We start from the raw sequence: 24548 nt of genomic DNA on the forward strand, positions 1-24548 counted from the left end.
TTAGATAGACCCTGCCCTATTTGCTGCTCAAGGTCTGAACTGAACTCTAACCCGGTTATTTCCAGACGGAGGCTTATAGGACAGAAAGTGTGCCAGGAATCGTAATGGACCCGCAGATAGATGGCTGAAAACCGATCCGCTAAAATTCATTAGAGCTTCTCAACGGAAGAACAGCCGGGAAAGACCGGGCGATCCGTTGGTTATCATCGCCTTCTTGCTGTCGAGAGTTCCCTAAATAGAGCAGCTCGCGCCTTCTTCTCGTTCCCTCCCAGACACGAAAAAACATCTCGTATCAACTTATCCATATTGCGCTGTAAAATATTACGGTGCCTAAGAACATAGGAGGATGCCATCGCTGAGACGATAATGCCCTCCACTAGATTATTTTCTTTTTTTGCAGCGAGCGCCCAATTACAAGCCTCGATACAAAACTCGTCTTCGCGTCCAGCATAGTCCAGGAAATTGAGCTTCAGCATCCGGTCAATGGGGCCAGATCCGCATTTTTTGACAAGACGATCCACTGTATTGTCTTCTGTTGCGTGCACAGCAATTATTTCTGAGTAAGAGAGGCAGATTGCTAAGGCATATAGCGACACTAATCTTTTAAAATTAATCTGTGCCCCGTGATCCGAAAATAAGGTACCGAAGTCGGTACTAATCGAGTCAACAATTTCATCGTATCGTTCATCGATGCTTGATATTAGTATATTTAGAGCTCGAGGGGTTACGTCGATAATAGCCGATCGAATCTTTTCTTTATCTTCAGAAAGAAGGGTAGTCTCTTGCTTCACCAAACAAGACCCAGCGATTTCAACGTACTTTAGTGCAAGAAATGCCCGAGGAACGTCTCCACCCACAATATTTGGGTCGTAGTCATATAACGCAGCATACTCAAACTCGCTTTGCTTATCTGCTGTCTTTTCCTCAAACTGAGCAGTAGAGCCTTCAATAGCTTTTCGTGTGTCGGCTTCTGGGAGAGCGATCTTCAAGCCCTGCAATCCCGACAGTGAAACATGGCCTGTAGGGCCGGAAAACGAGAGGGGGCTAGCATTCATCACGAGTTCGCAGGCCCGATTGACTAGACTCTTCTGTAATTCTGGCGTGGCTCTTATTTTAGTTAGAAGCGCTATGATATCCTCATTGATTGAAAACAAAATCTCATCTAAGAGTCTCTCAACATGAGGCCAAGACTCGTTAAGATTGATATCTAGTTTTGCATCAATTCCCCTCGCAACAAAAAATGCATGGTATCGCTTCGAAGAAAAGCAGACGCTGTATCCATCTGGACAGCGAGTAATTAGCCGACTATCCTCCAGCAAACAAATGAGATCCTTGGGCTTGAGGTCAAGTTCCCTTTCTTCTGAAAAAACATTGATCAATGTGCTGAGGTCTTTCAAATTAATTGAATCTCTTCTGCGCTCATGAAGGTTTAGGGCAAGCTGATCGAGAACCGCCAGCGCACGATTAACATTTTTCTCAACGTTCTTGATACTATTTTTGGACGCAGCCCGCCCTATCGATCGACGGACATAATCTTCAAGAATATCCTCAAAGGGAATTTCTTCTTGAGAGAGCATCTCATGTGGATTCGCAATAAAGTAATCCAAGTAACTTAATATGAATGTTGGCGTCATTTCAAACAGAGCAACGTGCCAGTGCGCAGCCCTATCAATCGTGGAAATGAGTCTATCCGTCTGTCGAGAATCTATACCCTTGCATTCGCACCTTTTTCTAACTAGAGAATCTCTCTCAAGCTTTGTAAACGGACAAATTCGGAAGCTCTTAGCCAGAACTCCAACATCACCAAAATCTGTCCAATCTGAGTAATCGCCTGTAGAAACGACAATTAAGCCGAATTGGTCAAGTAAATCTCTAACGTAGTCTAGGGCGCTCTTCTTCCTCTTAATCTGATCGAAGTCGTCGATATAGATTATCTTATTATCTACTGGGAGAGAGGTAAACTCCTGTAGTCTTTCGGGATAATCTCCATACTGCCAGCGAACCATATTGTCAACTGTCCTGCTGACCGAATGAGTGGAATCGTCGGGAGTCAGAAGAATGGGCGAATAGCCTCTCCTGATTGACTGAAGATATAGATATTTAATTAGAGAGGTTTTTCCAATACCACTTGCACCTTTTATTTCTATACAACGAGCACCAGTGGACTCACTGAAAAAGTCCTCCATACAATTGATTGTTTTACTATACTGGCTCTGTTTCGCATCATTTAAGATACTGTATGGAGAGTCTTCCCTTATTCTCGGAAATGTATAACAGCGTTCAAATTGACCAATCTCACCATTCTCGTCAGCAGTAATCCTCATTCTAAATTCATTTAGTGGAGCTAGCGAGGGGCTCTTCAGAATACCCGTTCTTGTACACCCGCTTCCCAACTGGACATACTTTCTTGCAGACGCATTCCACTGAAAGGAGAACTCTCTCAATTCGAAGTTGCAAGATTCCGCCTGACTATATTGAATCATTTTAAAAGTGCTTACAGAATCATCATATACTGAATAGGTGCCGCCTCGAATTACCTGCAAGGAAGAATCGGTCTTTTCATCGATCAGTGAGTATGACTCTCCATGGTGTTCATGACCATATAACAGAATGTCAGCAGAACGTTGAAGAGCTAATTCGAAGCCTAATCTAGATTCATCTTGAAACCACTCAGGACTATGGTGTACTACCACAAATTGAGGATCATCATTGTCGTTTTTGCTTATCAATTTAAGTTGGTCGCTCGGTATATAGTGCATCCCCTTGTCATCATGAAGCCTAGAGAACGGAGCACTGTTGCATAACGTAAACGTCGCATAATGTTCGACATCATTAGATACGTACGGAACTTTATATTTTGAAACAACGTTGTATTTGTCCCATATTTCATATTTTGAAACGAAATTAAAGAAATTTGGAATTCGCTTTATTTCTTCTAAAAGCGTCTCTTCCTTCAGCTCCACATCCGGACGCTGTGGCGGTTGATACACATCATGATTACCTGGAACAATCAAAACTGTCGGTTGCCCCTGGATAAGCTCAATTATTCTATCTACAAGCAAGTCAATAAACTGACCTGCAATACGGTACTCTTCCTCTTTTCCCGACCAGGCCACATCGCCAGAAAACAACAAGACGATAGGTTCTCCACCGTTGAGAGAAGATATTCTATCTGCCAGCTCTTTTGCTCTGTTTCGAACAATGTCCACTGGTTCGTTTTCACGAAAATGCAAATCGGAGAGCTGAACAATTGTAAGGTCGCTAGTCATTTGCTCTACCCCTCTTGGCAATTAAAGTGGATCAAATAACTTTGCATTACTATTCTAATATGCATAAACAGATATATCATTCTGAGCAAACGCCTTCGCTCGCGCAATCGCCTCTTCTGCTTTCGCTTAGTATCGTACCTTGTGAACGCATTGAGGCTTACAACTGGTTATTATTCGTTTGATTTTGCCTACTATGCCGAACCGATATTATGCAGAAAGAGACGATGTACCTAAGCATGATACGCCTCTATAGTGTTACCTCGCTCATGGGACCCAGCGAATCCTTCACGTGTCAGTTGTCCTCGAGCGTGGCGGACAGGCGGAATCCCCTCACCCGAACTCGTGCCAGTCGCACATTCTAAACACGTCCTCAAACTCAGTATCGCTTGGCATGCGCCGAACCCCCTGCGCCCGCTCGACCATGGCCTACACCTGCGACCATCGTTCCGCCACCCATGAAAAGTCTCTTCTCTTCAAGGAGCAGAGGAAACGCCCACGCCCAAACGTTGCGCACAGGCTAAACGTACGCCACAAGAACTCATCGAGACACATTGACCTCAGAATCTAGGCAGTAATTTTAGTTTCAATTGCTGTCTTTTCGTAAGTCACTAGTACCTAATCTGCCTAGATAACGAGATTGCAAGCGTCATTTAGATCCTGAAACTCTGGCAAACCGAGAAGTAGTCCCTTCAGACGTTTTCTTCTTGAAGAAAGTCCCCTATTAGGATCCGACAATTCAGCAAGAGAGGGACTATCGGACAGCATTCGATCCAATCTCAGCATAACCCTCTCTGTAGCTAGCGCGATTGCACCGTGTCTCTCATCATTCGGATCATATTCGCTGATAAATCCGAGTGGGAGAGTGTGAATATGGCGTTCTCCGAAATTGCCAGAAGGCTGGAAAGCCTTAATCGCATCGTTAATTCTGGTTGAATTAAGGAGGCCTACATAATACATTGCCTCCTGTTTTGTTTGGGCACCGCGCCAATAAAGAGTTTGATCAATCAGCAACTTGTGCGGTCGGCTTATTTCAGACACCTCAATAAGAGTTGCAGCTATATTGGAGCCACCAGCTCCATAGAGCACTCGCCAAGGGGCGTCGTCGGAAATGGTCATCGTCAATTTCCTACGTTTGTCCACATACTCGAGATAGCCTCCACGGCCGTTGTAAAACTTACCACCCGATTCATCGGTGCACTGCAGAATTTTGGATGCAAGCAAGCTGTTTGAAGGCCCAGCAAGCCGTAGTTCTGCATCGTTTAGCAGCTTAATCTGATCGGGGGCTTCGAATTTTATCGGAAGGAAAGCCTTGACTGGATCAATCCTCATGAATGGCATGAGCTGCTTTGAGAGAACAGCATCGAATATAAAGGCATCGTCTATGTTGGCAACACTCCCTATTGTGAAAGACTTGCACTGTTTGGCATCGGAAACCGCAAATGAAGAGGCGTCTCCAGTTCGGGGAATCGACGAAACCGTCCATGACCCATTTTGCTGCTTCGATGCGTTGAAATACACTGCGGTTCGGGGCATGCCGTCAAAGCCCTGGTTAAAACTTACGACATCGAGAGCCCTTGAGACGTGACGGGCAGTGGCAGAATAGGCAGTAGCGGAGCCATTGGTTAAATAGTGAAATGTGACATGTTCGTCTTTGGTCTGTCTGTGAACGATAAGTCCGGGAACATCGCTGTCAATCTTGCTCTTGATTCCCTTTGTGGCAAACACAACAGCGGCATGAGCCTTGAAGGTGTCTTTTGGAAGATCCCAGATTTCATCGACACTAAAGATTACAGGAGTTGCCGCGTTGAGATATTTTCCTTGGCGGAAAGGCTCTTCATGCCTGCCGGTAAGAATCGTGTGAGGCATCACGCACGCAATGCTACCACCATCAGATAGATAGTCTCGGACAGAAGAGACGAAAAAGACAGAAGAGACTTCTGCATGAAGAAATGAGCTCCCAGGGGGCATGATGCCAAAACGTTCTGCAAGGTTGACGATGGCGTCTTTATATGGATTTGCCTGAAGTCTGCTGAGGGCAAGCCATGGCGGATTCGAAACAATTCCGTTGAACTGTCCACGAGTAAGAGAAGGCTTAAAGGCATTATTCAATACAAAGGGCCAGATTCCATTACGATTTCTTGTCCTAAGATCGGCAAGAGCGGAGGTGAGCTCCAAAAAGCAGGTTTCGGTAGATTCCCTCAATTCTCGACTGAGATTCATGTCAAGCTCAGCGCAAATCGCATCAACCTGTTGACGAGCATCGCTCTTCGTCAAAACGGAGCTCATTTGGGAGCAACTCCCCGCAAGAACATCAGCTTTGTAAACAAACTGGTCATAGAAGCGACGATATGAGCTTGAGAGCAGAACCGAAGGAATGGAGACCATCCTGTCATAAAGAAATACCTTATATGAGCTCGATTCGCTACTGGCGCCACCTCCGACAGGAGTCCGCACAAACAATGAGTCAGCATGATAGATGGGCACAAATACGCCACTTTTTGGAAAGCCGCCTATGTATTTTCTCAGAACAAAAATCCAGTTAATCTTAGAGAGTAAAACAGCGAGGGGATCGACGTCAAAACCGTAGATTGCCTCATTAAGCATTTGAATCTCTGTCTCGGATAACGTGTCAGGATGACCCAAGCGCTCCAGCAGAAAACGAAGAGCTTCAACGATAAATATGCCAGAGCCACAGCACATATCCAGAAGGTGAGGGCGAGCATCCCCCAAACGTGAAAATGCCTCATCGACCATCTTGCGAGCGAGCCATTTTGGAGTTGGAGCCTGACCGAGAAGGATTCTCCTATCGGTTTCCGCCATCTGGGAAATTAGCCTACCAAAAAGATCAGTGGTTTCGACGCTTGTGTAGTCATACACCATAAGATCCCGCTGCATATCAAGGGCAAACGGCACAAGCTGATCAAGATACTTTCCCTCGTTAAGCCAGCCAAAGTAATCGTACTCGACCAGATTAACGACTGCATGCCTTACAAAGTAATCTCCATTGAGAATATCTTTAATTTCATCACAGGATCGAAGGGGACAATCAGCGTCGATAATATTTGCAGCGATTAGTTTTGCCAGTGTTACAACATAAAATTCATGCGGGTAATCTCTCTCAAAATTACCCATACTCCCACCAACGCTCTCAACGAAACCTGACCAAAGCTTTCGGATAAGACCAGCGTAGCCAGGGTTCTCTTCAAGCGCGCTGGCGACAAGCGTCGAAATACCTTCACAATAAGCTCGAGAAGTCTCGCTTTGAAGTCCGAAGTCGGCGGCAAGAGCCCCGGGGGTAAGAGGCAAAGAGCCAAGTCGCCCAAAGTAGCGATTAACAAATCGTTCGAAATGAAGGAGGTTTTCTTCATCTGGAATGGAAAGGTCAACATAATCGATCTGCTGCAGAACAAGATCGTCACGTCCCCAGCGTATAGGAAGAGAGGCTTCACGGTCACATGCTAATACCTCCACACGGTATGCGTACCATCTAACCGTATCCGAAAGAACGCCGATGACTCTTTCTACATCAACACCTTTATTTAATAGACCAGCGCAGTAGTCCTTTACCTGAGAATATCCAGTATCGAAAATAGTTTTAACCGTGAGGTTCTTCTCATACTCTACGGCCGTGCAACCAATGAGCACATCAGCGAATCCGTAGCGGGTGATTCCACCGGTTACATACGTTTCCGATTCTTCTGCACCAAGAGCGTGTTCCCTAATCCACCAAGGGTTCGAAGGGAACATCCTTGGGAGGGATGAGCACAAAAGGTAACGTAGAGGATCCTCTTTGCTGCCCTGGGAAATTCTCTCGTTTGCGCGTTTGAAAAATTCAATAGCCGCATCATGGTCGAGGTTGGCGACAAATTGCTCGGCTAACCGTTCCAAAGCAACTACCCCCTCATTGTGAGCCTATATTGCAGCTCCGCTTGTTGGCACTCAACAAGATCCTGAAGCTCTTCAACATCATTCCCAAGAAAAGTTCTTGCGCCTATTACTAGGTCAATTTTATTAATAATCTCAGTCTCATCTCTGCCGTTAGCGACCTCAAGAAGCTGAGCCCCTAAATTTCCAAGATCATTGACTAGGGAATCATCCCTGAAAGGAAGGCTTATTTTTTTCACTGCCGACGCGTCGCATTTGAGAGCCCCTCCACCCAAGACGCAGCATAAGTTCTCCAATGCAAGTTTGACCATAGTTGAATTAAGGAGAGCGAGAACAGCGCGTGAGTATCTATCGGAGACATCTTTCAAACAGAATGTAAGGAAGTTGGCGTCCACGACTAAATCGCCCGGCTCAGAAACGAGAGTCGACTTCGGTGAGCCGCCATTGACACGAGGCATAAGCAAAGTAGGAAGATGTCTCGACTGCAAACGAGGAAGCATATACCAGTAAGACTCAGAGTCGACAATATCGCTGGCGGGGCCGTTGGTACGTACCGCCGATAGCGAAGGAATCAGCCTACTATGCCCGCCAATTCGAAAAGGCGTCCCTTCAGCATGTTTGATGTAACTCTCGAGCGAAACCAGAGCAGTATGATCGATAACGCCACGGAGAGAGTCGAGCGGCCGTCTAATGTAAAGGAGCCTGTTGCATACATCCTTAGAAGAAATGGCATAAGATCCCTTGAGATCATGCTGGTATCGAAGCGCAGGCAGCAGGACGGACGAGAGCGGCAATGCAAGCAACTTCTGCCCAGACGAATCTAGGACTTCATTGTGAAGCTCTCCAAAGCTGTTGGCAATAAGATAGAAAAAGGAGTTGGCGCCCGTGCGAAGCCCCTGCCCAACTTTTACTTCCCAATCGGCAAGCGTGGGAGCTCTGTTTGTGGCAACGCTGACTACAGATTCTGAAGCAACGCCAATGGACGCCTGAGTTTCCGTTCGAGCCCAATACAGTTCATTAACAACAGAATCATCAACGGAACACAGCTTCTCGAACGCCTCTTTTCCGTAGAGAGAAGAGAACTTGATATTCTCGATTAGGGACGTCGTAGAAGAAACACGATTTGTCAAACCGATATGTCGAAAAGTCTGAGTATTAAGTTGGGTTAAACTGCTCTCGGTTTTCTTCGCAACTAGCAAGTTAGTTTTAACCTGAGCCTCGGGAAACCAATCGCGACTTTCGTCCTCGACGACGAACTTAAGCTCGAATGATCTGGTCAGTAGCGTTCGAATGATGGAGGCATACTCTCTTGTCAACCAAGAACCAGGCACGACCATCGCCAATGTTCCGCCCGGCTTGACCAAGTACGCGCACAATATCCACGCGGGAACCGCAAGGTCGGACAAACCAGAATAAGACTCTGCGGCTTCGAGATACATAGACTTATCATCGCGCTCGGGCAAAGCCTGCAACAGTGAGATCAAGCTGTGGCGCACCTTGTCAACGGCTCCATCTCCATACATCTTATTCAGAGTTTGGTACCGAACATAAGGAGGATTTGTAATCACAAGATCCCACTCGTTGCTCGCGTAGAGAGACGACAGGTCTGTGGAAAACGCGTCATTTTTGACAAAGGACGCTAAGGGGATAGCCTCCTTAGCCATTGCGAGGGCATCTGCGTCAATGTCTATGCCGTACAATGACGAATCGTCGACTCCGGCTTCCTTTAGGGCGACAAGCATGTCGCCCTTTCCGACCATAGGGTCAATTGCGGAGGCAATGCTCTCTCGACCGACAAGGCTAACCAGGCTAACGAGAAGGTTTGCAACGAGGGGCCCGGAAAAGAATTGACCCGTGGTCTTGTTGCCCATTACCTATCAGCCTTTCGTAGGAACTAGCTTGTACGCCTCGCTGGCATCAAGAGAAATCTCTATGCCATGCTTCAGGCAATAACTTGCATACTCTGAATACGCAAGCTCTGGACTTGCTTGGTTGCGGAGACAGCGCAGCGCATCAAATTCACTACCAGTGACGATCGCATTCAAATCGGAGCGCTTCTTGGAAAGAAGAATTAGCGCGTCATTTTTAACTGAAGAACTAGAAACAACCTGCTTGAAGCTGCTTTGAGCTCTATCCAAATGCGAGGTGGCATCAACGTTAAACCCAGCATCGTCAATGGCACATGCCAGAGCATTCCACACCTTTGCCTTTGATGAGTGGAATATCAGCGTCATGAGCCCTTCATCTTTGAGCACGCGGCGAACTTCAGAGAAAGATTGTGTTAACAGGCGCTGATAGTCATCGACGTCTTTACCTTGAGAGGGGCTGATAATCGCCTCACCAGTACGATTGGTCACAGAGTCAAGCCAGAGCTCATTAATCTGATTGACTTCAGCGTAAGGAATGAAGTCACCGAAGGGAGGATCCGTGAAAACGTAAGAGATGCTGTCATCGGCTTCGAACATTTGGGAACTGCTGACGTTGTGAACCGAAACTTTACCAGAACAAGACCTGACGTATGAGAACGCCTTCAAGAAGGAGCCGACCTTTCGAGACAGACCTTTAAGGATGTTCTTCTCGACGGGCAAATTACTAATATACAGAACGCCACTCTGGGATCCTGTCAAGACAAAGTCTTTCGACCCGTGTTTGGCAACGACGCGAGTCATAAGGGTTGAGTGGGTCTCGTTGTAGCTCAGAATGAGAAGCCGCAACGCATCGCGAATCGCAGGGGTAAAGCGCTCGCATTCTTTCCAAAGATAGCTGAGTACAAGATAGTTTCTTTTTGTATAAAAATGATGCAGATGAGTTATTCCCTGATGGTAGCCAGAACGATAGAGTTCCCCCCACCTAATTGGTTTCGGGGAACAATAGCCAGGCATCTCCAAGCTGTTAATCTCTTCAATTGCGGAAAGGTCGGTGTCATTAATGCCCCTTCGCCACTTCCGACCATTTGTCTCGCCGTAAACGAGAACCGGAACCCGCTTGCGGAAAGTGACGTTATGGCCAAGCAGAGAATCCCAAACCACGTCGGTCGTATACTTGCAGTTCTGCGTTGTGACCTCTGCGCCGCAATGGGGGCAACGTCCGCTGGATTGAATCCTAAGAGGATTCCAATGCACCATTCCACTGTAAAATGAAAACTCTTCATCACAACAAGGGCAAGATAAAACACTTGACCAAACAAGGTGCCGCAAAGTTCCCTGTTCTCCACAGTCATCAAGAGTGTTATATAGCTGACCAAGCGCTGTCTCTGCCCGCGACAGGAGCTCATTGGCAGCGCGCGCAAACTCCGCCGATTCGGGAGGATTGGTCATGATCTGCGCGGCAAAGCAGCCATACGTGCTAATGTCGTAAAGAGATGCATTTCTTGGTCCCCACACGGGATTAACGCCGAGGTCACGAGCAATCCTAATCATGCTTTCAGTTGGATGTTCACACATTAATGCAGCAAGACCAGTTGCTCCGCTCCCTGCAAAAGCATCAAGCACCGTATCGCCCGGTTTAGTATGCGCCGCAATGTACACCGCGATAGATTCGGGAGCGATCTTGGTAGGGTAAGCGTATGTGTTGTAGAACAATCCTGAACGGAAGGTTGGAAGCGCCCTGGAATAGAGCGAGCTGATATCGGGATTCAAGCCACTCACCTTCGTCCGGACGAACAACAGTAACGCGAAATTATCGCATAGTGCTGACGTGAGTATAACCAGCACTCAAAAAAATGATAAGCTGAGGACGGCTCTCAACATGCCAACATAGATACCCAAGGCGTCGTCCACTGTATTAAAACACGGCGGATCGTTAGAAATGAGATCGTGTCCTCAATGGGAGAGACTCGAGCGGTCGAGATTGAGTCTCTGTATCTAAAGCCTAGAATGGCAGGTTCTCGTCATCGTCGGAATGCGCGTCGGCGTTTTCTGCACAAGAATCGATGAGGCTTCTGGCGGAATTGCGTCTACCGCTTGAGCCAAAAGGGATACCCATTGGGGAATCATCACCTTGCATGCGTTATAGGATTCCTTGAACTTCAGAAACAGCTTAAGACCTTTAGTATTTGAGCCCACGCTGCCGATATCCAAGGCGTCCTCCAGTGTAGTTTTAAAACCAAGATACCTCTCATGAACGTCGCCATCGGGAAAGTCTTCATGGCAGCCAAAGATGTTCAAGATTGTCCGATTTGCCTTGATGGTATGCTTCTCATCATCCGTTCCAAGATTTTGCATGTCCCCATCAAAGATTACAAAACACGGAATTCCGAACTCGCTATATAGCCTGTAAAACCTATCGAGCTCGTTCTTTCCCCCGCAGCGAACTATGCTGACCCCTTTTCCGACGTAGTCGTAGCCAATCTTGTCAAAGCAATACGGCAGAATGAGTGACTCGCTCTCTCCCTCAACAAGGATTACCTTGGAAGCAAAGAGTGCCTCGGCGGCCTTCTGCGAGTCCCCCGTGTTCTCGAAGGCATTCTGGTATGTAAGCATAAGCTGCTCGTCATCCGTTTGCACTCCAACCCGAATTTGGAGGTCATAGACAAAGTCAACGGGGTCGGCCGTCCTGACGTACGTGCCGCTAGTTTTGTCCTTACGGACTAGGAATATCTGGTCGAAGTGGCCGAGGTCCACGAACTCGGTCGAGTGGGTCGTAAGGAAGACCTGCGTCCCCGAATCGGCGAGCTCCTCGATTACCCTGTAGAACTTCCGGCGCGCCTGGGGATGCAGGTAGAGCTCGGGCTCGTCGATAAAGATCGGGGTATGGTTCTTCAGCTTCAGCTGGGAGTAGGCTCGCAGAATTGCGATGGTCAGGCTCGCTTGGACGCCCATTCCCATCTCGGATGCACGCATCTGGACACCGGAGCCCCGTTCGGTGACGAAGATCTGAAGGGTTCGATAGAGGTTCCACGGGTCGTAGGCGTTCAAATCGATCGAGAGGTCGCTGGGAGAGCAGTTGAGTTGACGCGCAGTCTCCTCCTGCAGAATCCTCTTGAGCTCCTGCATCAGGTTTGTCCCGTCGCCGTCAGTGATGGAGAAGAGCAGTTCGTCACGGATGAGTTCCATGCGACGCTTGAATTCCTCCGCTTTGGTAACGGTCGCGCCGTCACTTCCGACAATCATGTCTTCGTCAAGCCGGGCGTTGAATTCCTTGAGCATCCTCCCGAGGAGAGTCCACTGGTTAGAGGCGGGGTTATCAACAATCCGCCGATCGGCGCCAACGGAAGCAGCAATGTATTTCGAACGAACCTCGTCTTTGATATAGCCCCCGTTGAAGTTGAGGCCGTGCCTTTCTTTCCCGTAATAGTCATGCCATATGGAATCAAACGAAAGAATATTGCCATCATCGAACGAAAGCTCAATTTTCAGAGGTAAATCCTCGTCACCATTGAAAAAGTCCCATTTTTCAAGACGGTTTGGAGTTGGGTAGGTCGGTCCCATGAGCCATTCCATGGCGGAGAGGATGTTGCTCTTGCCGACATTGTTCGCGCCGATGAAGACATTGATTCTCGGAGACAAATCGAGATCAAGAGCCTGGATACTCTTGTAATTTAGGATTGAAATCCTATCAACGTTCATACGGCATCCGCTCCTTCAACAGCCAAATTAATACTTAATTGTTTTAATAGAATGCAATGAACACAAAGCATATCAATTCATCGGGACACGATTCATTTCCATTTAAAATGAGTATCTTGTTTTCCGGCGTTGATCCAAAGTGTGCTCCAGCCTAGGGATGCTTGATGGCTATCTTCACTTTCTTGAATTTCAAGACAGTGTAGGGTCTTTTCCGCGTCGGCATAATAAAGATGGACAGAAGGGTTGCCACGATCTTTCCTGATGATGATCAAAGCGATGCCCTGAAAAGGAGGGAAGAGATGACTAACACCGATGCCATTCGTGCGATCGTAAGAAGCGTGTGAAGACCAACGACGAGTGACAGACGGACGTCGAGAAGTGCTGGGTGGAGCTTATCAATGCCCTCACCGAAGATATCGACGTTGCGAGCAAGTTCTTACTTTACATAACATGCGGGGTGTCACGAGTTTCTGAGGTTTACGATGACATCGTCTACAAAACCCAGAGCCGCAAGCGCATCGCCCGACCAAGCAAATCGATTGAATGCTTCCCGAAGAACGAGCGGAACCACATATCCGGCGACCTCAATCCCACTGTGAAAACGATGCCGCTTGATAACTAGCAGACAAATCCTGCCGTAACGTAAAGAAGCGCCCGGGTATGCGACGCACACCCGGGCGTCATCACCGCCTCTCCGTTAGATACCTCAACCTCTCCCGTGCATCCTGCTGCAAGCGACACGGTTCCATGCCACGAGATAATGCCAAACAAGATCGACCCGCCCCCATCACCTCCAAGGAGCCTAGCATGGCACATATTGGCTGCATCTGCGGCAACGACGTCCGCGGCAACGGCGTCGAGACCATCTACCGCTTTGTCTCCGACGACCTCATGAATGAGTACGCGGAGACCGAGCCGTTCTTCCGCCTGCCCTACCTCCCCGGCGAAAAAGCGGAGGTCTGGCTTTGCAACGAATGCGGGCGCGCCATCTTCTTTGATGACGGCGGCCTGCGCGTAACGCGGTTTATGCGCCCCGCCGGACTGGCGGAATTCGGCCAGTGCCATGAACCGGCGAAGGCGGGCGTGTTCTACAACAATACGGTCTTCTTCGATGCCGTGGATGAGTATTTCACCATTGAAAGCGCGGCGGGACGGGAGCCGGATTACGAGTTCTTCTACAAGGAGTATGCGGAGGGCAGACCCTTGCTTTCGCCCAGCGTGATGCAAGAGAAGGTATTCGGCAATCCCAATCGGAGATTCCCGCGCTGGACGCGAGCCCTTCTTTCGGGCAGCTTCCTCGCGGTGTTCGACGACGCCAACGGGATCTCAGATGCTCCCTCGCGGCTTTGGCTTTTGAGCGAGGAGGATATGGCTGCGCTACGGCATTCAGATACTTCTACTGAGTAGCAGGCTTCCTTCAATGCACGTCATATGATATGAGTAACCTATTTCGTTACATCATTATAGACATGTACAATCAAAGCGCCTATACTATATGTAACTAATCAGGTTACATGAAAGGAGTGGCGTAAACATGACACACAATCATCCCCTCCTCATGGGCAGCGATCAATGAAAGTCTCGTTTCAAACCAAGAAGCTCCAGAAGCTTTGCGAGGACGAGCGCGAGATGCATAAGCGGCGACCAGACATCGAGCGAAAACTAAGGCTTCGAATTGCCGCGCTTAAAGCGAACAACACCATCGCAGAGCTAGAGGTGAACGACCCGTTAGGAAAATGGCATCGACTCAAGGAAAACAGGAAGGGTCAGTGGTCAGGTGCCGTCTCGTCTAACGAACGAATCATCATCGAGCCGCTCAAAGATGGCGTCCGGATTATCGATATCGAGGAGGAAAGGCGGTCGACCGAGGCGCGCGTTGTCGAAATAATCGATTATCACGAAGAGTAAGCAAGGCGAACTTAAACGCGATACCTGAAGATTAAACACTGGAAGAGGAGATGATAACTCATGCCTACCAACTATTCCGTAGCGCCGGGTGAGTTCCTCCAGGAATGGATTGAGGAGGAGGGCAACGGCATCACCCAGGCAGAACTTGCCCATCAGCTCGATGTGTCTAGGAAACTTGTTAACGAGATTATTAATGGAAAAGCGCCGATTACGCCAGACACCGCGATTAGGCTAGGCCGCGTCACCTCAATTCCAAGTGACGCATGGCTTCGCTACGAAGCACAGTATCAAAATGATTGTGCTCGCCTGCGAAACGATCGACAGCTGAAGCAGCATGAAGACATTGTCACGCCTCAGCTTGGCGCATACCTGCGTAAGTTGGGAGCCACCACGGCGACCATGTGGAATAAGACGCAGGTTCTATCAGACCTGCTCAGCTTTACCGGCTACGGCACCTTTGAATCCTTCTCTGCTGGTTGCTCCATTAAGCTCGGCGCGGCGCTTTCGACGCTCCGCGAGTCCAGCGCTACATACGACGAAGCGCTCATGATGACCTGGCTCGCAGCCGGGGAGCGCGCTGCCGCATACAAACGCGCCCACTGCCTCAAATACGATCGGAACGGGCTGGAGAAGCTCCTCCCTCAACTCAAGGAGCGTGTTCTGTCTGCCGACGACACTATGCTCGACGACATAATTCAGCTGCTCGATAGCGTTGGAGTGATATGCCAGTTCATCGAGCCGCCCGAAAAGTTCCCCATCTACGGCATTGTCATTTGGACGCGCAACGGTGTGCCCGTAATTCAGCTCACCGGTCGCCGCAAGAAAAACAACCATGTAATCTGGACGCTCTTCCATGAGCTCGGCCACATCCTGAACGATGAAACTCGCACAACGCAGCTCGAGTTCAATACGTCATCCAGCAAGCGAAAAAGCGAAGAGGTGGCTGCCAACCAATTTGCTCGCGATTGGCTATTCGGCGGAAGCGTAAGTGAGTATCGGGGTATGAACCGTGCCCACGACATCGAAGCGATGGCGCGACAGAAGGGTGACGTCCCCTGTATTGTCGTGCAGGAGCTGCATCGAAAACGGCTGCTCGATCGCAGCTACTGCAACCAGCTTATCTTCGACGTGCGCATTCCGTTCCAAGAGCAAGATTATTTCCCGCAGAATAATTCTATCTAGAATAATCTTGGGCTTGGCGTGGCTTCGCTTTACGAGGACGAAGCGGGAACGCAGAACAGCGCTCCCGCGCCCAAGGGGGATGAAACGAAACCGTCCCCAAGCAACCCGTTTGCTATACTTATTACAGAGTTCGTATAGCAGGAGGTTGCCATGGCCGCCGCACAGATGAACATCCGCATGGACTCCGCCCTCAAGGCATCCGGCAACGCCGTCATCGCCGAGCTTGGGTACACGCCGTCGCAGGTCGTGCGCGCGCTGTGGGAGTTCGCTACCGTGCAGGGCACGCTCCCGCCCGCCTTGACGCATCTGCTGCGCGGCGATCAAGCCGCCGGCGCAACGGACGGCGACACTCCCGGCCGCATGTCTGAAGGCGCTGCGATCGTCTCGACCTTCTACCAGGAGGTCGGCATCGAGGAGCCCGTGGACGGTGCCGTCGATTACGACGAACTCCGCGAGCTTGCCGCAGCCGAGCAGCTCGAGAAATGGGGGCTCGCATGACGAAGTCCCCGCGCGAAGGCGCTCGCCTCCCCATCAAGATCCTCGTCGACACCAACATCTGGCTTGATTACTTCCTCGCGCGCGGCGTGCATCACCATGCGGTGAGCGCGTTTATAGCGAAGGCCTACGAACGTGAGGACATCGCTCTCTATGTTCCATCGCTCTCGCTTAAGGATCTCGCGCATCAGCTGGCGAGCCTCATGAAACTCGACGCCCGGCGCGCCGGAAAGGACATTACGCCCGATATCGCCGCTGCCGCGCGTGAGGTTTCCTGGGGCTGCGTGCGCAGCGTGCTCGAAAAAGCCCTTGTCGCACCCGTTAGCCGCATGGAGGTGCTCGGCGCCTTCACCTACAAGCGCATCCACGACGACTTCGAAGACGACCTCGTCCTCGCCGCGCTCGACGCCGTCGACGCGAACTTCCTCATGACACACGACGACACGCTCAGACGGCACGTAGGCGATTTCTGCATTACCGCCGAGGAAGGGCTCGAGCTGCTCGCCGAACTCGATGGGTAGTTACCTGAACGGCGCATATTCGCAGCGGGAGTAAGCCGTAGCGCCCTGTGCCTGGGGGGGACGGCGAGCTCGGAGTCGAGCGCGTCAGCTTCGGTAATCCTCGTGCCTGGGAGGATGAAACGAACCCGTCCCCAAGCAACCCCTACCAAGCTAATCTGTTATACTTTACTCAAAAATTTTGACTCAACTTTTTTGAGTAAACTGAGGTGAGCAGAAATGACATTCATCGGCCGAACGAAAGAGCAGGAAAAGCTCCTGGCCCAGCTTTCCTCCCCCACCCAAAACGCAGCACTCCTCTATGGCAGACGCCGCGTTGGCAAGAGCGAACTCATTCTCCACACCATGCGGCAGGCGAGCGGCATTCGATCCATCTATTACGAATGCCGTCAGACCACCGCTGAGAACAACACGAGAAACCTCTCCGAGGTCATCGCGGAGGCCTTCGATATGCCGCCGCTCGCCTTCTCCGACATCGAGGCCGCCCTGCGCTTCGTCTTCGACCGGGCACTCAGCGAGAAGATCGCGCTCGCCATCGACGAGTATCCCTACCTCCGCGACGTCGTGAAGGGAATGGACAGCATCCTCCAGGTTCTTCTCGACGAGTATCGCGACCGCTCGCACCTCTCGCTTATCCTCTGCGGATCGTACGTAGAGGTCATGAAGTCCCTGCTGGAGCGAGACAACCCGCTCTATGGGCGCATCGACCTCAAGATCAACCTCCAGCCGATGGACTACTACGAGTCCGCGCAGTTCTATCCGGAGCGTTCCTGCGAGGACAAGGTTCGTCTCTTCAGCGTGTTCGGCGGCATTCCGTACTACAACCGCCTCATTGACAAGAACGCATCGGTTCGGGAGAACCTCATTCACCTGATTCTCGAGCCGGATGCGCGGCTTGAGGACGAGGTGCCCTCCTACCTGCTCTCCGAGATCTCAAAGATCGGCAACGCCCACGAGACCTTCTCCGCGCTCGTCGACGGGCATGCCCGCTACAGAGACATCCTGGCCCAGTCGCACGTCTCCAGCGGCGCGACGCTGGTCAACGTACTCAACAGGCTGATCGGGATGCAGCTTGTCCAGCGGCGCTCGCCCATCAACGATCCCAACAACAAGAAGCGTACCTCGTACGTTATTTCCGATGGACTCTCCAAGTTCTACTACCGCTACGTCTTCAGGTACCTGTCGCAGCGCAGCGTCCTTGACCCCGAGGTCTTCTACGACCGCTACGTGAACGACGACTTTGAGACCCAATTCGTCCCCCGCGCCTTCGAGGAGGTATGCCGCCAGTACCTCGTACGACAGAACCGCCTGGGTAATAGCGAGCCGCCCTTCGACCTGATAGGCACGTATTCCTACGACGATCCGGTGACAAGGACGAACGGAGAGTTCGACGTTGTAACCAAAGACCCGCTCGGATACTCCTTCTACGAGGCGAAATTCCGCACGACACCCATCACACAACGGATGATCGAGGATGAGATCGAGCAGGTACAGCGGACGGGGCTCACGTGCCACCGGTACGGGTTCTTCTCGCGCTCCGGGTTTGAGGCGCAGGCAGACGAGCGCACGGCGCTCATCGGGCTGGAGGAGCTGTATCGGTAGGCGCTCGCCATTGGTGTGCAGGCATTCCTCGCGTCCGAAGGGGATGAAACGAACCCGTCCCCAATCAACTCAAAAGGGGATGAAACAAACCCGTCCCCAATCAACCCATTACTTGTCCCTAAATACCAGCAGCCCGTCGTAGTCCGTGTCGCGCGGGCGCCGCACGTCGGGATCGCGGAAGAAATCCTGCGAGAGGCGCCTGATCACCGGTGCAAGCGCAATGAGCGCGATGAGGTTGGGAATCGCCATGAGGCCGTTGAAGCAGTCGGCGAACTCCCACACGGCATCGAGGTTCGCCACGCAGCCCGCGAATACCATGGCCACATAGGCCACCTGGTAGATGCGGATTGCCACACGGGCGCCCCGGCGCGCGCGGAACAGGTACTCCACGCATTTCTCGCCGTAGTAGTACCAGGCGATGAGCGTCGCGAAGGCGAAGAGCATGAGGCCCACCGTCACCACGTACTGGCCGCCCGGAATGCTCTGCCCGAACGCCGCCGAGCTCATGGCGCCCTCGGACATCATGGGGTCGGCGCACCAGAGCCCGGAAGTGATGATCACGAGCCCCGTGATGGTGCACATGACGATGCTGTCGAAGAACACCTCGAACGTGCCCCATAGGCCCTGGCGGGCGGGATGGTCGGTGTCGGCGGAAGCGTGTGCGATAGGCGCCGAGCCCATGCCCGCCTCGTGGGTGAACACGCCGCGCGACATGCCCACACGGCAGGCATACATGACCGTTGCCCCCACGAAGCCGCCCGTTGCCGCCGTACCGGTGAAGGCATCGCGGAAAATCATGCCGATGGCGGCTGGAATTTCGGCCGCGTTGAAAACGAGCACCACGAAGGCGGCGATGAGATAGAACACGGCGGCGAAGGGCACCAGCACCTCGGTGATCTGAGAGATACGCTTGATGCCACCGATGAGAACGAGCCCGGCGAGCGCCGCCACGACGGCGCCGATAGCGGGAAGCGGAATGCCAAAGGTCGCATTCACGCTGGTAGCAAGCGAGTTAGCCTGCACGCTCGCACCGATGCCGAACGATGCCAAGAAGCCGAAGATGGCAAAGAGCACCGCGAGCCAGCCGGTCCCCAGGCCGCGGGATATGTAGTACATGGGGCCGCCCACGATCTCGCCGCGCTCGTTGCGGGTTCGATAGGCCACCGACAAGGTGACCTCGCAATATTTGATGACCATGCCCGCAAGCGCGCTCAACCACAGCCAGAAGATAGCGCCTGGCCCGCCCGTTGCCACGGCGAGCGCCACGCCCACGATGTTGCCCGTGCCGAGCGTCGCCGCGAGCGCGGTGCATACCGCCTGGAACGGCGAGATGGCGCCATGCTCTAGCTCGGATTTGTTGGGGCGGTTGAAGAGCGTCTTGGTGGTGTAGCGCATCACGACGTTGAAACGCGTGAACACGGCTCCTTTGGTAACGATGAGCAGGAACACTCCCGTTCCGATCATCAGCACGACCATGGGAATGCCCCATAGCACGTTGTTATTCAGTGCGGCCAGCATGGACATAATCTGGTCAAGCATGGATTTCCCCTCGGCAAGTCTCTGGGCTATAGCTCACAGGCAACAAGGCCTAAAGGCCTAATGTACGCGCTCTGTGTTTCGAGGGTGTGAACGCGAACGGTTGGTCGCTCCTGCAAGGCAGGCGCGTTGGCTCGACGGCATCGGCCGGCAGGCCCTCGGGAGGACCCCTACATGCTCAGGTCGCGTCGCGAGAAGGCGGCGGTCCCCAGAGCGAAGAACGCAGCGCCCGAGATGCCAAGCGCGGCAGCACCTGCGAGAGCGCCTGTTTCCCCCGAGGCCACTCCGAGCGGATCGAACAGCGCAAGCGGCGTGACGTCGGCGAGCCAGGAGAGCTCGTCCCCCACCCCCGAGAGCATCTGTACAAGGACGAAAAGCGAGCACAGAGCGACACCCGCCCATCGTGCTGCCGTGACATTCGGTAGCGCACAGGCGCCCGCCCAGCACGCGCCGGAGAGAAACAGCAACAGGCAAAACATCGCCGCATTGACGGCGACGAGGTCGGAGACGGCGAGCTCGCCGGGGAACATGGCCTGGGCGGCAACCAGTTCAAACGCAGTCAGCACTACCATGAGAAGCACGAGGCAGAAAGCGAGAACACCCGCCTGCGAGAGCATGAGCCTCGTGCGGCCAATGGGCTGCGCGAGCAGGTAGGAAATGCTGCCGCGTTCGATGTGCCGAACCACGAGCCGGCTGGCGAGCACCGCCACAAGGACGAGGGGAAGCACCACGAGCAGAAAGCCGTACAGGTAGTTAACGACGAACTCCAAAAGCGTCGTCCCCTGGTCGGCCATGCCGAAGGCGGCAAAGAGCTCGGGCATGGCATCGCGCATGAGGGCGAGCGACTCGCCGAGCTTGGGGTCGTACATACCGATGATGACGCAGGTATAAAGGATTACCACCGCAGCAATGATGAAGGTCGGGAACAGGCAGAACCGAAGCTCGTGCTTGAAGAGAGGAAGGATCATCGTGGCCTCCTACCTTTGTCCTGAGGGCTCGTCGCCCTCGTACAGATGAAGGAACAGCTCCTCGAGCGTCTGCTCGCGGGACGTGACCGAGGCTACATCGTAGAAGGAAAGCTCCCGGATGAGCGCGTTCACGTCGCGCACATCGCGGAGCTCGACGCCGCGGGCCTCCCCCTTTGCAGGCTCATTCCCATGGGCGAGTTCCCAGCGCGAGCGCTCTCGTGCACTCGAGAACTCGATCGTGTAGCCGCGGCTGCGCATCGAGCGGACCTCGTCCATAGTGCAGGTCATAGCAACCCGCCCCGCGCGTATGAACGCCACGCGATCGCATGCACGCCCCACTTCCTCGAAGATGTGCGATGAAAGCAAGATCGCGACGCCACGAGTACGTTCCTCCTCGACCAGGTCGAGGAAGCGCTCCTGCATGAGCGGATCGAGGCCGCTCGTGGGCTCGTCGAGCAGAAGCACGTCTGGGCGTGCCATGAACGCAGCCACAATCGCAACCTTCTGCCTGTTGCCCTTGGACATCCCGCCGATTCGCGCCCCGAGGTCCAAGTCGAAGACATCGACAAGCTCACGCATCCGGGAACGGTCGCGCAGACCCCGCATCCCCGCCATGAGGTCAAGGAAGGAACGCGCAGTCATCTCCTTCATGCAGACGTTCTCACCAGGCAGGTAACCCAGGCGCGCCTGCACTCGCGGCCGCTCCCGGAAGCAATCGTGCCCGAGAATCTCGACCGTTCCTTTCTGCGGTTTGATGAACCCCATGAGATGGCGCATCGTCACCGTCTTCCCAGCCCCGTTGGGGCCGAGGAAGCCGAGCACTTCTCCCGCGGCCACCTCAAGGTTGACGTCGAAGACGCCGCGGCCCCGCCCATAGTCCTTTGTGAGTCCGCGCGCGCAGATCGCAGCCGCTGAGGCGTTCACCATCACAGATACTCCTCCTTGTACGTAGCCCTCTTGAGCCAGTCGAGCCAGACGAGAAACTCTGAAAGCATTGCCTCCATGTCGAGCTCCCCTCCTCCACGCAGCTGCTCGTGCAGGTAGCCGTCGCCGCACCACACGAGCATGCGCACCACGCGCATAGGATCGACGTCCTCCCGGAAGCGCTCCCAGCGCACGTGGCCCAGGTACGCCCGCACCATGGTTGGCACGGCGTCCGTCATGAACGCATCGAGCACCCCCGAGACGTCCCGATGCCCTGGGTAGAACGCGCGGACGAAAAAGTCCATGATGCGCGGGCTCAGCCCCGCGAAGGACGCCTTGCGAGTCGCGGCGTAGCGCATGACCTCGAAGAAGTCGTCGATCTCGTACCAGTGCTCGTCGACCACCGCGTCCGCCACGCGCCGCGTGAGCGCGCCGAGGACATAGAGGTAGAGCTCCCTCTTGTTCCTGAAGTAGAAGAAGAGCTGGCTTTTCGATACGCCCGCGAGCCTGGCTATGTCCGCCGTGGACGCGCGGGCGTAGTCCTCGTCGCCGAACACCTCGGCGGCCGCGTCCACGACGGCGCGCCTGCGGTCCTCGGGGAGGCACTCGAAGCGCTCGAACCTGTCTGACATGGAATATCTCTTTCCCTCGTCGCTCGGGAACAAGGCTACCTCGTTGACCAGGATATGGAAGGGGCTTTGAGCTCGCAAAACGATTCCTCGGGTGCGCTCTGACGCTCGGCATGCGATCCGGAGCCCAGTGGGCGGCCCCGGCGAGCCGATCCATCGGAAAGCGCAGCACCCCGCAGGAATCCTGCGGGGTGCACAATAGCTGATACCGATACACCTTCAGAGCCAAACGTCACGCCTACTTCCGGCGCCTCCGCCCGATCGCCCAGAACGCGAGGAGAACCACCGCGCCACCCGCAACGGCGAACCAATCCCGAGGAGAGCCGAGGCCGCCCGTCGCCGCACCGAGGGCAAGGGCGCCCGCGACCCAGAGCATGGGCAGAATGGCCACTGTCCACGCTGGGCGCGCAAAGCGCCCCAGGGCGAAGGAACCGGCGAGCGCGGCGGCAACGGCGAGCATCATCGCCAGCTTTCGGAACGGCGCGGGATCGAGAAGGACGTCGCCTACCACGAGCACGCCGATGCCGACTGCAAGACCGGTAAAGACCTGTAGGACGACCCGCATCCCCAGAGCGGCTCCGCTCGCGCGTGCCGCCTACACGGGCTCGCCCGTGGCCGCGCCGAGAAGCTCGGCCGCGCTTCTCACCTCGTCGGAGCCCTCGGAGCGGCGCGCCACGAGCATCGCGCCCGCGAACGCGAGCACCAGCACTGCAAGCAGCAGGCGCAGCACCGGCTCAAGGTAGTCGCGCCCCGCGACCGCCGTTACGGCGAGCGCCGTACCCACGACTACTTCGACTGCGGCGAGCGCCACCGCGAAAGTTTTCGTCCTCCGCTCGTTCTTCTCGACCATTTCGCGCATCTCGTCCACGTCCCCTCTCACCAGCTCGTCGATCGTGGTGCCGAAGAGGTTGGCGAGGAGCAGCATGCTCTGGACGTCGGGCAGGGTCTTCCCGGTCTCCCAGTGGCTCACCGTGACGCGGCTCACGTAGAGCCTTTGCGCGAGTTCCTCCTGGGAGAGCCCGAGCGCTTGCCTGCGCTCCCTAATCTGGTTGCCGACATCCATGTGCGCTTCCGTCCTCCCGCGGCCCCTCCTGCATCCCCAACGTAGCCGAAGGGCGTCCATGACGCAGTATAAAGTGCTTTACATGCCATCTGACCTGCGAAACAGGGATCTCTCGACGAGTTTGTGCTGCGAACGGCAGGGAGGGTCGCTCGGGAGGGCGCAGCCCCGTCGTCCACCCAAGAGTCGAAGTTGCCCGCACACCCATCCGCCTCGCACGGGTATACGGAGAGAAACGACCACTAGGAGGACCCATGCCAAGTCAGCTCACCAAGCGCGCGCTCGAGGAGTCGCTCAAGCGCCTCTTGCTTACGAAGCCTCTGAACAAGATCACCATCGCAGACATCACGAGCGACTGCGGCATCAGCCGCATGACGTTCTACTACCATTTCCAGGACATCTACAACCTGGTCGAATGGGCGTGCGAGGAGGACGCCGCGCGGGCCATAGCCGGCAACAAGACCGCCGACACCTGGCAGACCGGCCTCCTGGACACCTTTCTCGCCCTGCGCGAGAACAAACCCTTCATCGCGAGCATTTATCACGACATGAGCCGTGAACAGGTTGAACGGTTTCTTGTCCCCGTGGTGAGCGACCTGGTGAAAAGCGTGGTCGACGAGCACGCAGCACGAAGGCATGTGCGCGAGCAGGACAGGGATTTCATCGCACGCTTCTTCGCCCATGCGCTCATCGGGACGGTTCTGGACTGGATCGCCCGAGACATGCGCGACGACCCGCAGCAGCTGGTGCAGCGCGTGGCCACCATCGCAGACGGCGCCATCGAAACCGCGCTTGACCGGCTCGAGATCCCCGGCGGCTACATCGCCGGAAGCGAGGGGAGCGTTCCGGAAGGGTCTGCCGCTCCGTAGGAACGCGATACGGGCACTTCGCCCCCTTCTCGCCCATCTGTACAATCCGGCCGTATTGATAAGAAACCGTACAGAGGCACGGCACTGTTTATGGTGCGCCGCCCATCGTGGCTCCACCATGGAACGAGACGCACGG

At 53.6% G+C, this 24548-nt stretch carries 19 protein-coding genes; 8 read left to right on the plus strand and 11 right to left on the minus strand.

Annotation, left to right across the window (positions count from 1 at the left end; genetic code table 11):
* Positions 1-203 precede the first annotated feature (203 nt).
* The 5 genes from GJE22_RS08230 to GJE22_RS08250 all read right to left on the minus strand — a co-directional run bounded on the left by GJE22_RS08230 (position 204) and on the right by GJE22_RS08250 (position 12721).
* The gene (locus GJE22_RS08230) at positions 204-3269 is read right to left on the minus strand and encodes a metallophosphoesterase (RefSeq protein ID WP_144688735.1); all 3066 of its coding nucleotides are present in this window, start codon (positions 3267-3269) and stop codon (positions 204-206) included.
* Positions 3270-3893: 624 nt separating this feature from the next.
* On the minus strand, positions 3894-7157 hold the full coding sequence (locus GJE22_RS08235) for an N-6 DNA methylase (RefSeq protein WP_144688736.1): 3264 nt from the start codon (positions 7155-7157) through the stop codon (positions 3894-3896).
* Positions 7158-7162: 5 nt separating this feature from the next.
* Positions 7163-9025 carry an Eco57I restriction-modification methylase domain-containing protein gene (locus GJE22_RS08240; RefSeq protein WP_144688737.1) on the minus strand — a complete coding sequence of 621 codons (1863 nt, stop codon included), beginning with the start codon at positions 9023-9025 and terminating at the stop codon, positions 7163-7165.
* Positions 9026-9031: 6 nt separating this feature from the next.
* Positions 9032-10792 (minus strand): DNA methyltransferase, encoded by a 1761-nt coding sequence (locus GJE22_RS08245; protein WP_154324158.1) that lies wholly within the window; start codon positions 10790-10792, stop codon positions 9032-9034.
* A 225-nt stretch (positions 10793-11017) separates the two neighbouring features.
* Positions 11018-12721 carry an ATP-dependent nuclease gene (locus tag GJE22_RS08250; protein ID WP_144688739.1) on the minus strand — a complete coding sequence of 568 codons (1704 nt, stop codon included), beginning with the start codon at positions 12719-12721 and terminating at the stop codon, positions 11018-11020.
* A 385-nt stretch (positions 12722-13106) separates the two neighbouring features.
* Between GJE22_RS08250 and GJE22_RS08255 the strand changes: the two genes are divergently transcribed.
* The 7 genes from GJE22_RS08255 to GJE22_RS08285 all read left to right on the plus strand — a co-directional run bounded on the left by GJE22_RS08255 (position 13107) and on the right by GJE22_RS08285 (position 18426).
* Positions 13107-13343 carry a hypothetical protein gene (locus GJE22_RS08255; RefSeq protein ID WP_144688740.1) on the plus strand — a complete coding sequence of 79 codons (237 nt, stop codon included), beginning with the start codon at positions 13107-13109 and terminating at the stop codon, positions 13341-13343.
* 185 nt (positions 13344-13528) lie between these two features.
* Positions 13529-14128 (plus strand): hypothetical protein, encoded by a 600-nt coding sequence (locus GJE22_RS08260; protein WP_144688741.1) that lies wholly within the window; start codon positions 13529-13531, stop codon positions 14126-14128.
* 165 nt (positions 14129-14293) lie between these two features.
* The gene (locus GJE22_RS08265) at positions 14294-14629 is read left to right on the plus strand and encodes a type II toxin-antitoxin system RelE/ParE family toxin (protein ID WP_144688742.1); all 336 of its coding nucleotides are present in this window, start codon (positions 14294-14296) and stop codon (positions 14627-14629) included.
* A 60-nt stretch (positions 14630-14689) separates the two neighbouring features.
* Positions 14690-15811 (plus strand): HigA family addiction module antitoxin, encoded by a 1122-nt coding sequence (locus GJE22_RS08270; protein WP_144688743.1) that lies wholly within the window; start codon positions 14690-14692, stop codon positions 15809-15811.
* A 150-nt stretch (positions 15812-15961) separates the two neighbouring features.
* Positions 15962-16309, plus strand: coding sequence for a type II toxin-antitoxin system RelB/DinJ family antitoxin (locus GJE22_RS08275; RefSeq protein ID WP_144688744.1), 348 nt, complete (start codon positions 15962-15964; stop codon positions 16307-16309).
* Complete coding sequence (locus GJE22_RS08280) at positions 16306-16827, plus strand: type II toxin-antitoxin system VapC family toxin (RefSeq protein ID WP_144688745.1); 522 nt, start codon at positions 16306-16308, stop codon at positions 16825-16827. Before GJE22_RS08275 ends, GJE22_RS08280 begins: the two co-directional genes overlap by 4 nt.
* A 216-nt stretch (positions 16828-17043) precedes the next feature.
* On the plus strand, positions 17044-18426 hold the full coding sequence (locus GJE22_RS08285; protein WP_144688746.1) for an ATP-binding protein: 1383 nt from the start codon (positions 17044-17046) through the stop codon (positions 18424-18426).
* A gap of 108 nt (positions 18427-18534) precedes the next feature.
* On the opposite strand, the gene GJE22_RS08290 is transcribed toward GJE22_RS08285, so the two are convergent.
* From GJE22_RS08290 to GJE22_RS10105, 6 genes are all read right to left on the minus strand, one after another.
* Positions 18535-19965 (minus strand): alanine/glycine:cation symporter family protein, encoded by a 1431-nt coding sequence (locus GJE22_RS08290; RefSeq protein ID WP_144688747.1) that lies wholly within the window; start codon positions 19963-19965, stop codon positions 18535-18537.
* Between the two features lie 167 nt (positions 19966-20132).
* Positions 20133-20930, minus strand: coding sequence for an ABC transporter permease subunit (locus GJE22_RS08295; RefSeq protein ID WP_144688748.1), 798 nt, complete (start codon positions 20928-20930; stop codon positions 20133-20135).
* A 9-nt stretch (positions 20931-20939) separates the two neighbouring features.
* Entirely contained in the window at positions 20940-21857 is a 918-nt protein-coding gene (locus tag GJE22_RS08300) for an ABC transporter ATP-binding protein (protein ID WP_144688791.1), read from the minus strand.
* Complete coding sequence (locus GJE22_RS08305) at positions 21857-22486, minus strand: TetR/AcrR family transcriptional regulator (protein WP_218957904.1); 630 nt, start codon at positions 22484-22486, stop codon at positions 21857-21859. The genes GJE22_RS08300 and GJE22_RS08305 overlap by 1 nt, the downstream gene beginning before the upstream one ends.
* Positions 22487-22721: 235 nt before the next feature.
* Positions 22722-23048: a hypothetical protein gene (locus GJE22_RS10100; RefSeq protein ID WP_235895862.1), complete on the minus strand. Its 327-nt coding sequence runs from the start codon at positions 23046-23048 to the stop codon at positions 22722-22724.
* Positions 23049-23078: 30 nt separating this feature from the next.
* The gene (locus tag GJE22_RS10105) at positions 23079-23546 is read right to left on the minus strand and encodes a helix-turn-helix transcriptional regulator (RefSeq protein WP_235895863.1); all 468 of its coding nucleotides are present in this window, start codon (positions 23544-23546) and stop codon (positions 23079-23081) included.
* Positions 23547-23797: 251 nt separating this feature from the next.
* Here GJE22_RS10105 and GJE22_RS08315 point away from each other — a divergent pair, with 251 nt between their 5' ends.
* Complete coding sequence (locus GJE22_RS08315) at positions 23798-24412, plus strand: TetR-like C-terminal domain-containing protein (RefSeq protein ID WP_144688749.1); 615 nt, start codon at positions 23798-23800, stop codon at positions 24410-24412.
* The last annotated feature ends 136 nt before the right edge of the window (positions 24413-24548 follow it).

Source organism: Enorma shizhengliae (assembly GCF_009676995.1).
In the GTDB taxonomy this organism is placed as follows: domain Bacteria; phylum Actinomycetota; class Coriobacteriia; order Coriobacteriales; family Coriobacteriaceae; genus Enorma; species Enorma massiliensis.

Coding starts and splice junctions, on each gene's coding strand:
- GJE22_RS08300 (WP_144688791.1), bottom strand. CDS start 21,857: ATGGTGAACGCCTCAGCGGCTGCGATCTGCGCGCGCGGACTCACAAAG.
- GJE22_RS08305 (WP_218957904.1), bottom strand. CDS start 22,486: ATGTCAGACAGGTTCGAGCGCTTCGAGTGCCTCCCCGAGGACCGCAGG.
- GJE22_RS08250 (WP_144688739.1), bottom strand. CDS start 12,721: ATGAACGTTGATAGGATTTCAATCCTAAATTACAAGAGTATCCAGGCT.
- GJE22_RS10100 (WP_235895862.1), bottom strand. CDS start 23,048: ATGCGGGTCGTCCTACAGGTCTTTACCGGTCTTGCAGTCGGCATCGGC.
- GJE22_RS08290 (WP_144688747.1), bottom strand. CDS start 19,965: ATGCTTGACCAGATTATGTCCATGCTGGCCGCACTGAATAACAACGTG.
- GJE22_RS08230 (WP_144688735.1), bottom strand. CDS start 3,269: ATGACTAGCGACCTTACAATTGTTCAGCTCTCCGATTTGCATTTTCGT.
- GJE22_RS08260 (WP_144688741.1), top strand. CDS start 13,529: ATGGCACATATTGGCTGCATCTGCGGCAACGACGTCCGCGGCAACGGC.
- GJE22_RS08275 (WP_144688744.1), top strand. CDS start 15,962: ATGGCCGCCGCACAGATGAACATCCGCATGGACTCCGCCCTCAAGGCA.
- GJE22_RS08280 (WP_144688745.1), top strand. CDS start 16,306: ATGACGAAGTCCCCGCGCGAAGGCGCTCGCCTCCCCATCAAGATCCTC.
- GJE22_RS08315 (WP_144688749.1), top strand. CDS start 23,798: ATGCCAAGTCAGCTCACCAAGCGCGCGCTCGAGGAGTCGCTCAAGCGC.
- GJE22_RS08270 (WP_144688743.1), top strand. CDS start 14,690: ATGCCTACCAACTATTCCGTAGCGCCGGGTGAGTTCCTCCAGGAATGG.
- GJE22_RS08295 (WP_144688748.1), bottom strand. CDS start 20,930: ATGATCCTTCCTCTCTTCAAGCACGAGCTTCGGTTCTGCCTGTTCCCG.
- GJE22_RS08240 (WP_144688737.1), bottom strand. CDS start 9,025: ATGGGCAACAAGACCACGGGTCAATTCTTTTCCGGGCCCCTCGTTGCA.
- GJE22_RS08265 (WP_144688742.1), top strand. CDS start 14,294: ATGAAAGTCTCGTTTCAAACCAAGAAGCTCCAGAAGCTTTGCGAGGAC.
- GJE22_RS08285 (WP_144688746.1), top strand. CDS start 17,044: ATGACATTCATCGGCCGAACGAAAGAGCAGGAAAAGCTCCTGGCCCAG.
- GJE22_RS10105 (WP_235895863.1), bottom strand. CDS start 23,546: ATGGATGTCGGCAACCAGATTAGGGAGCGCAGGCAAGCGCTCGGGCTC.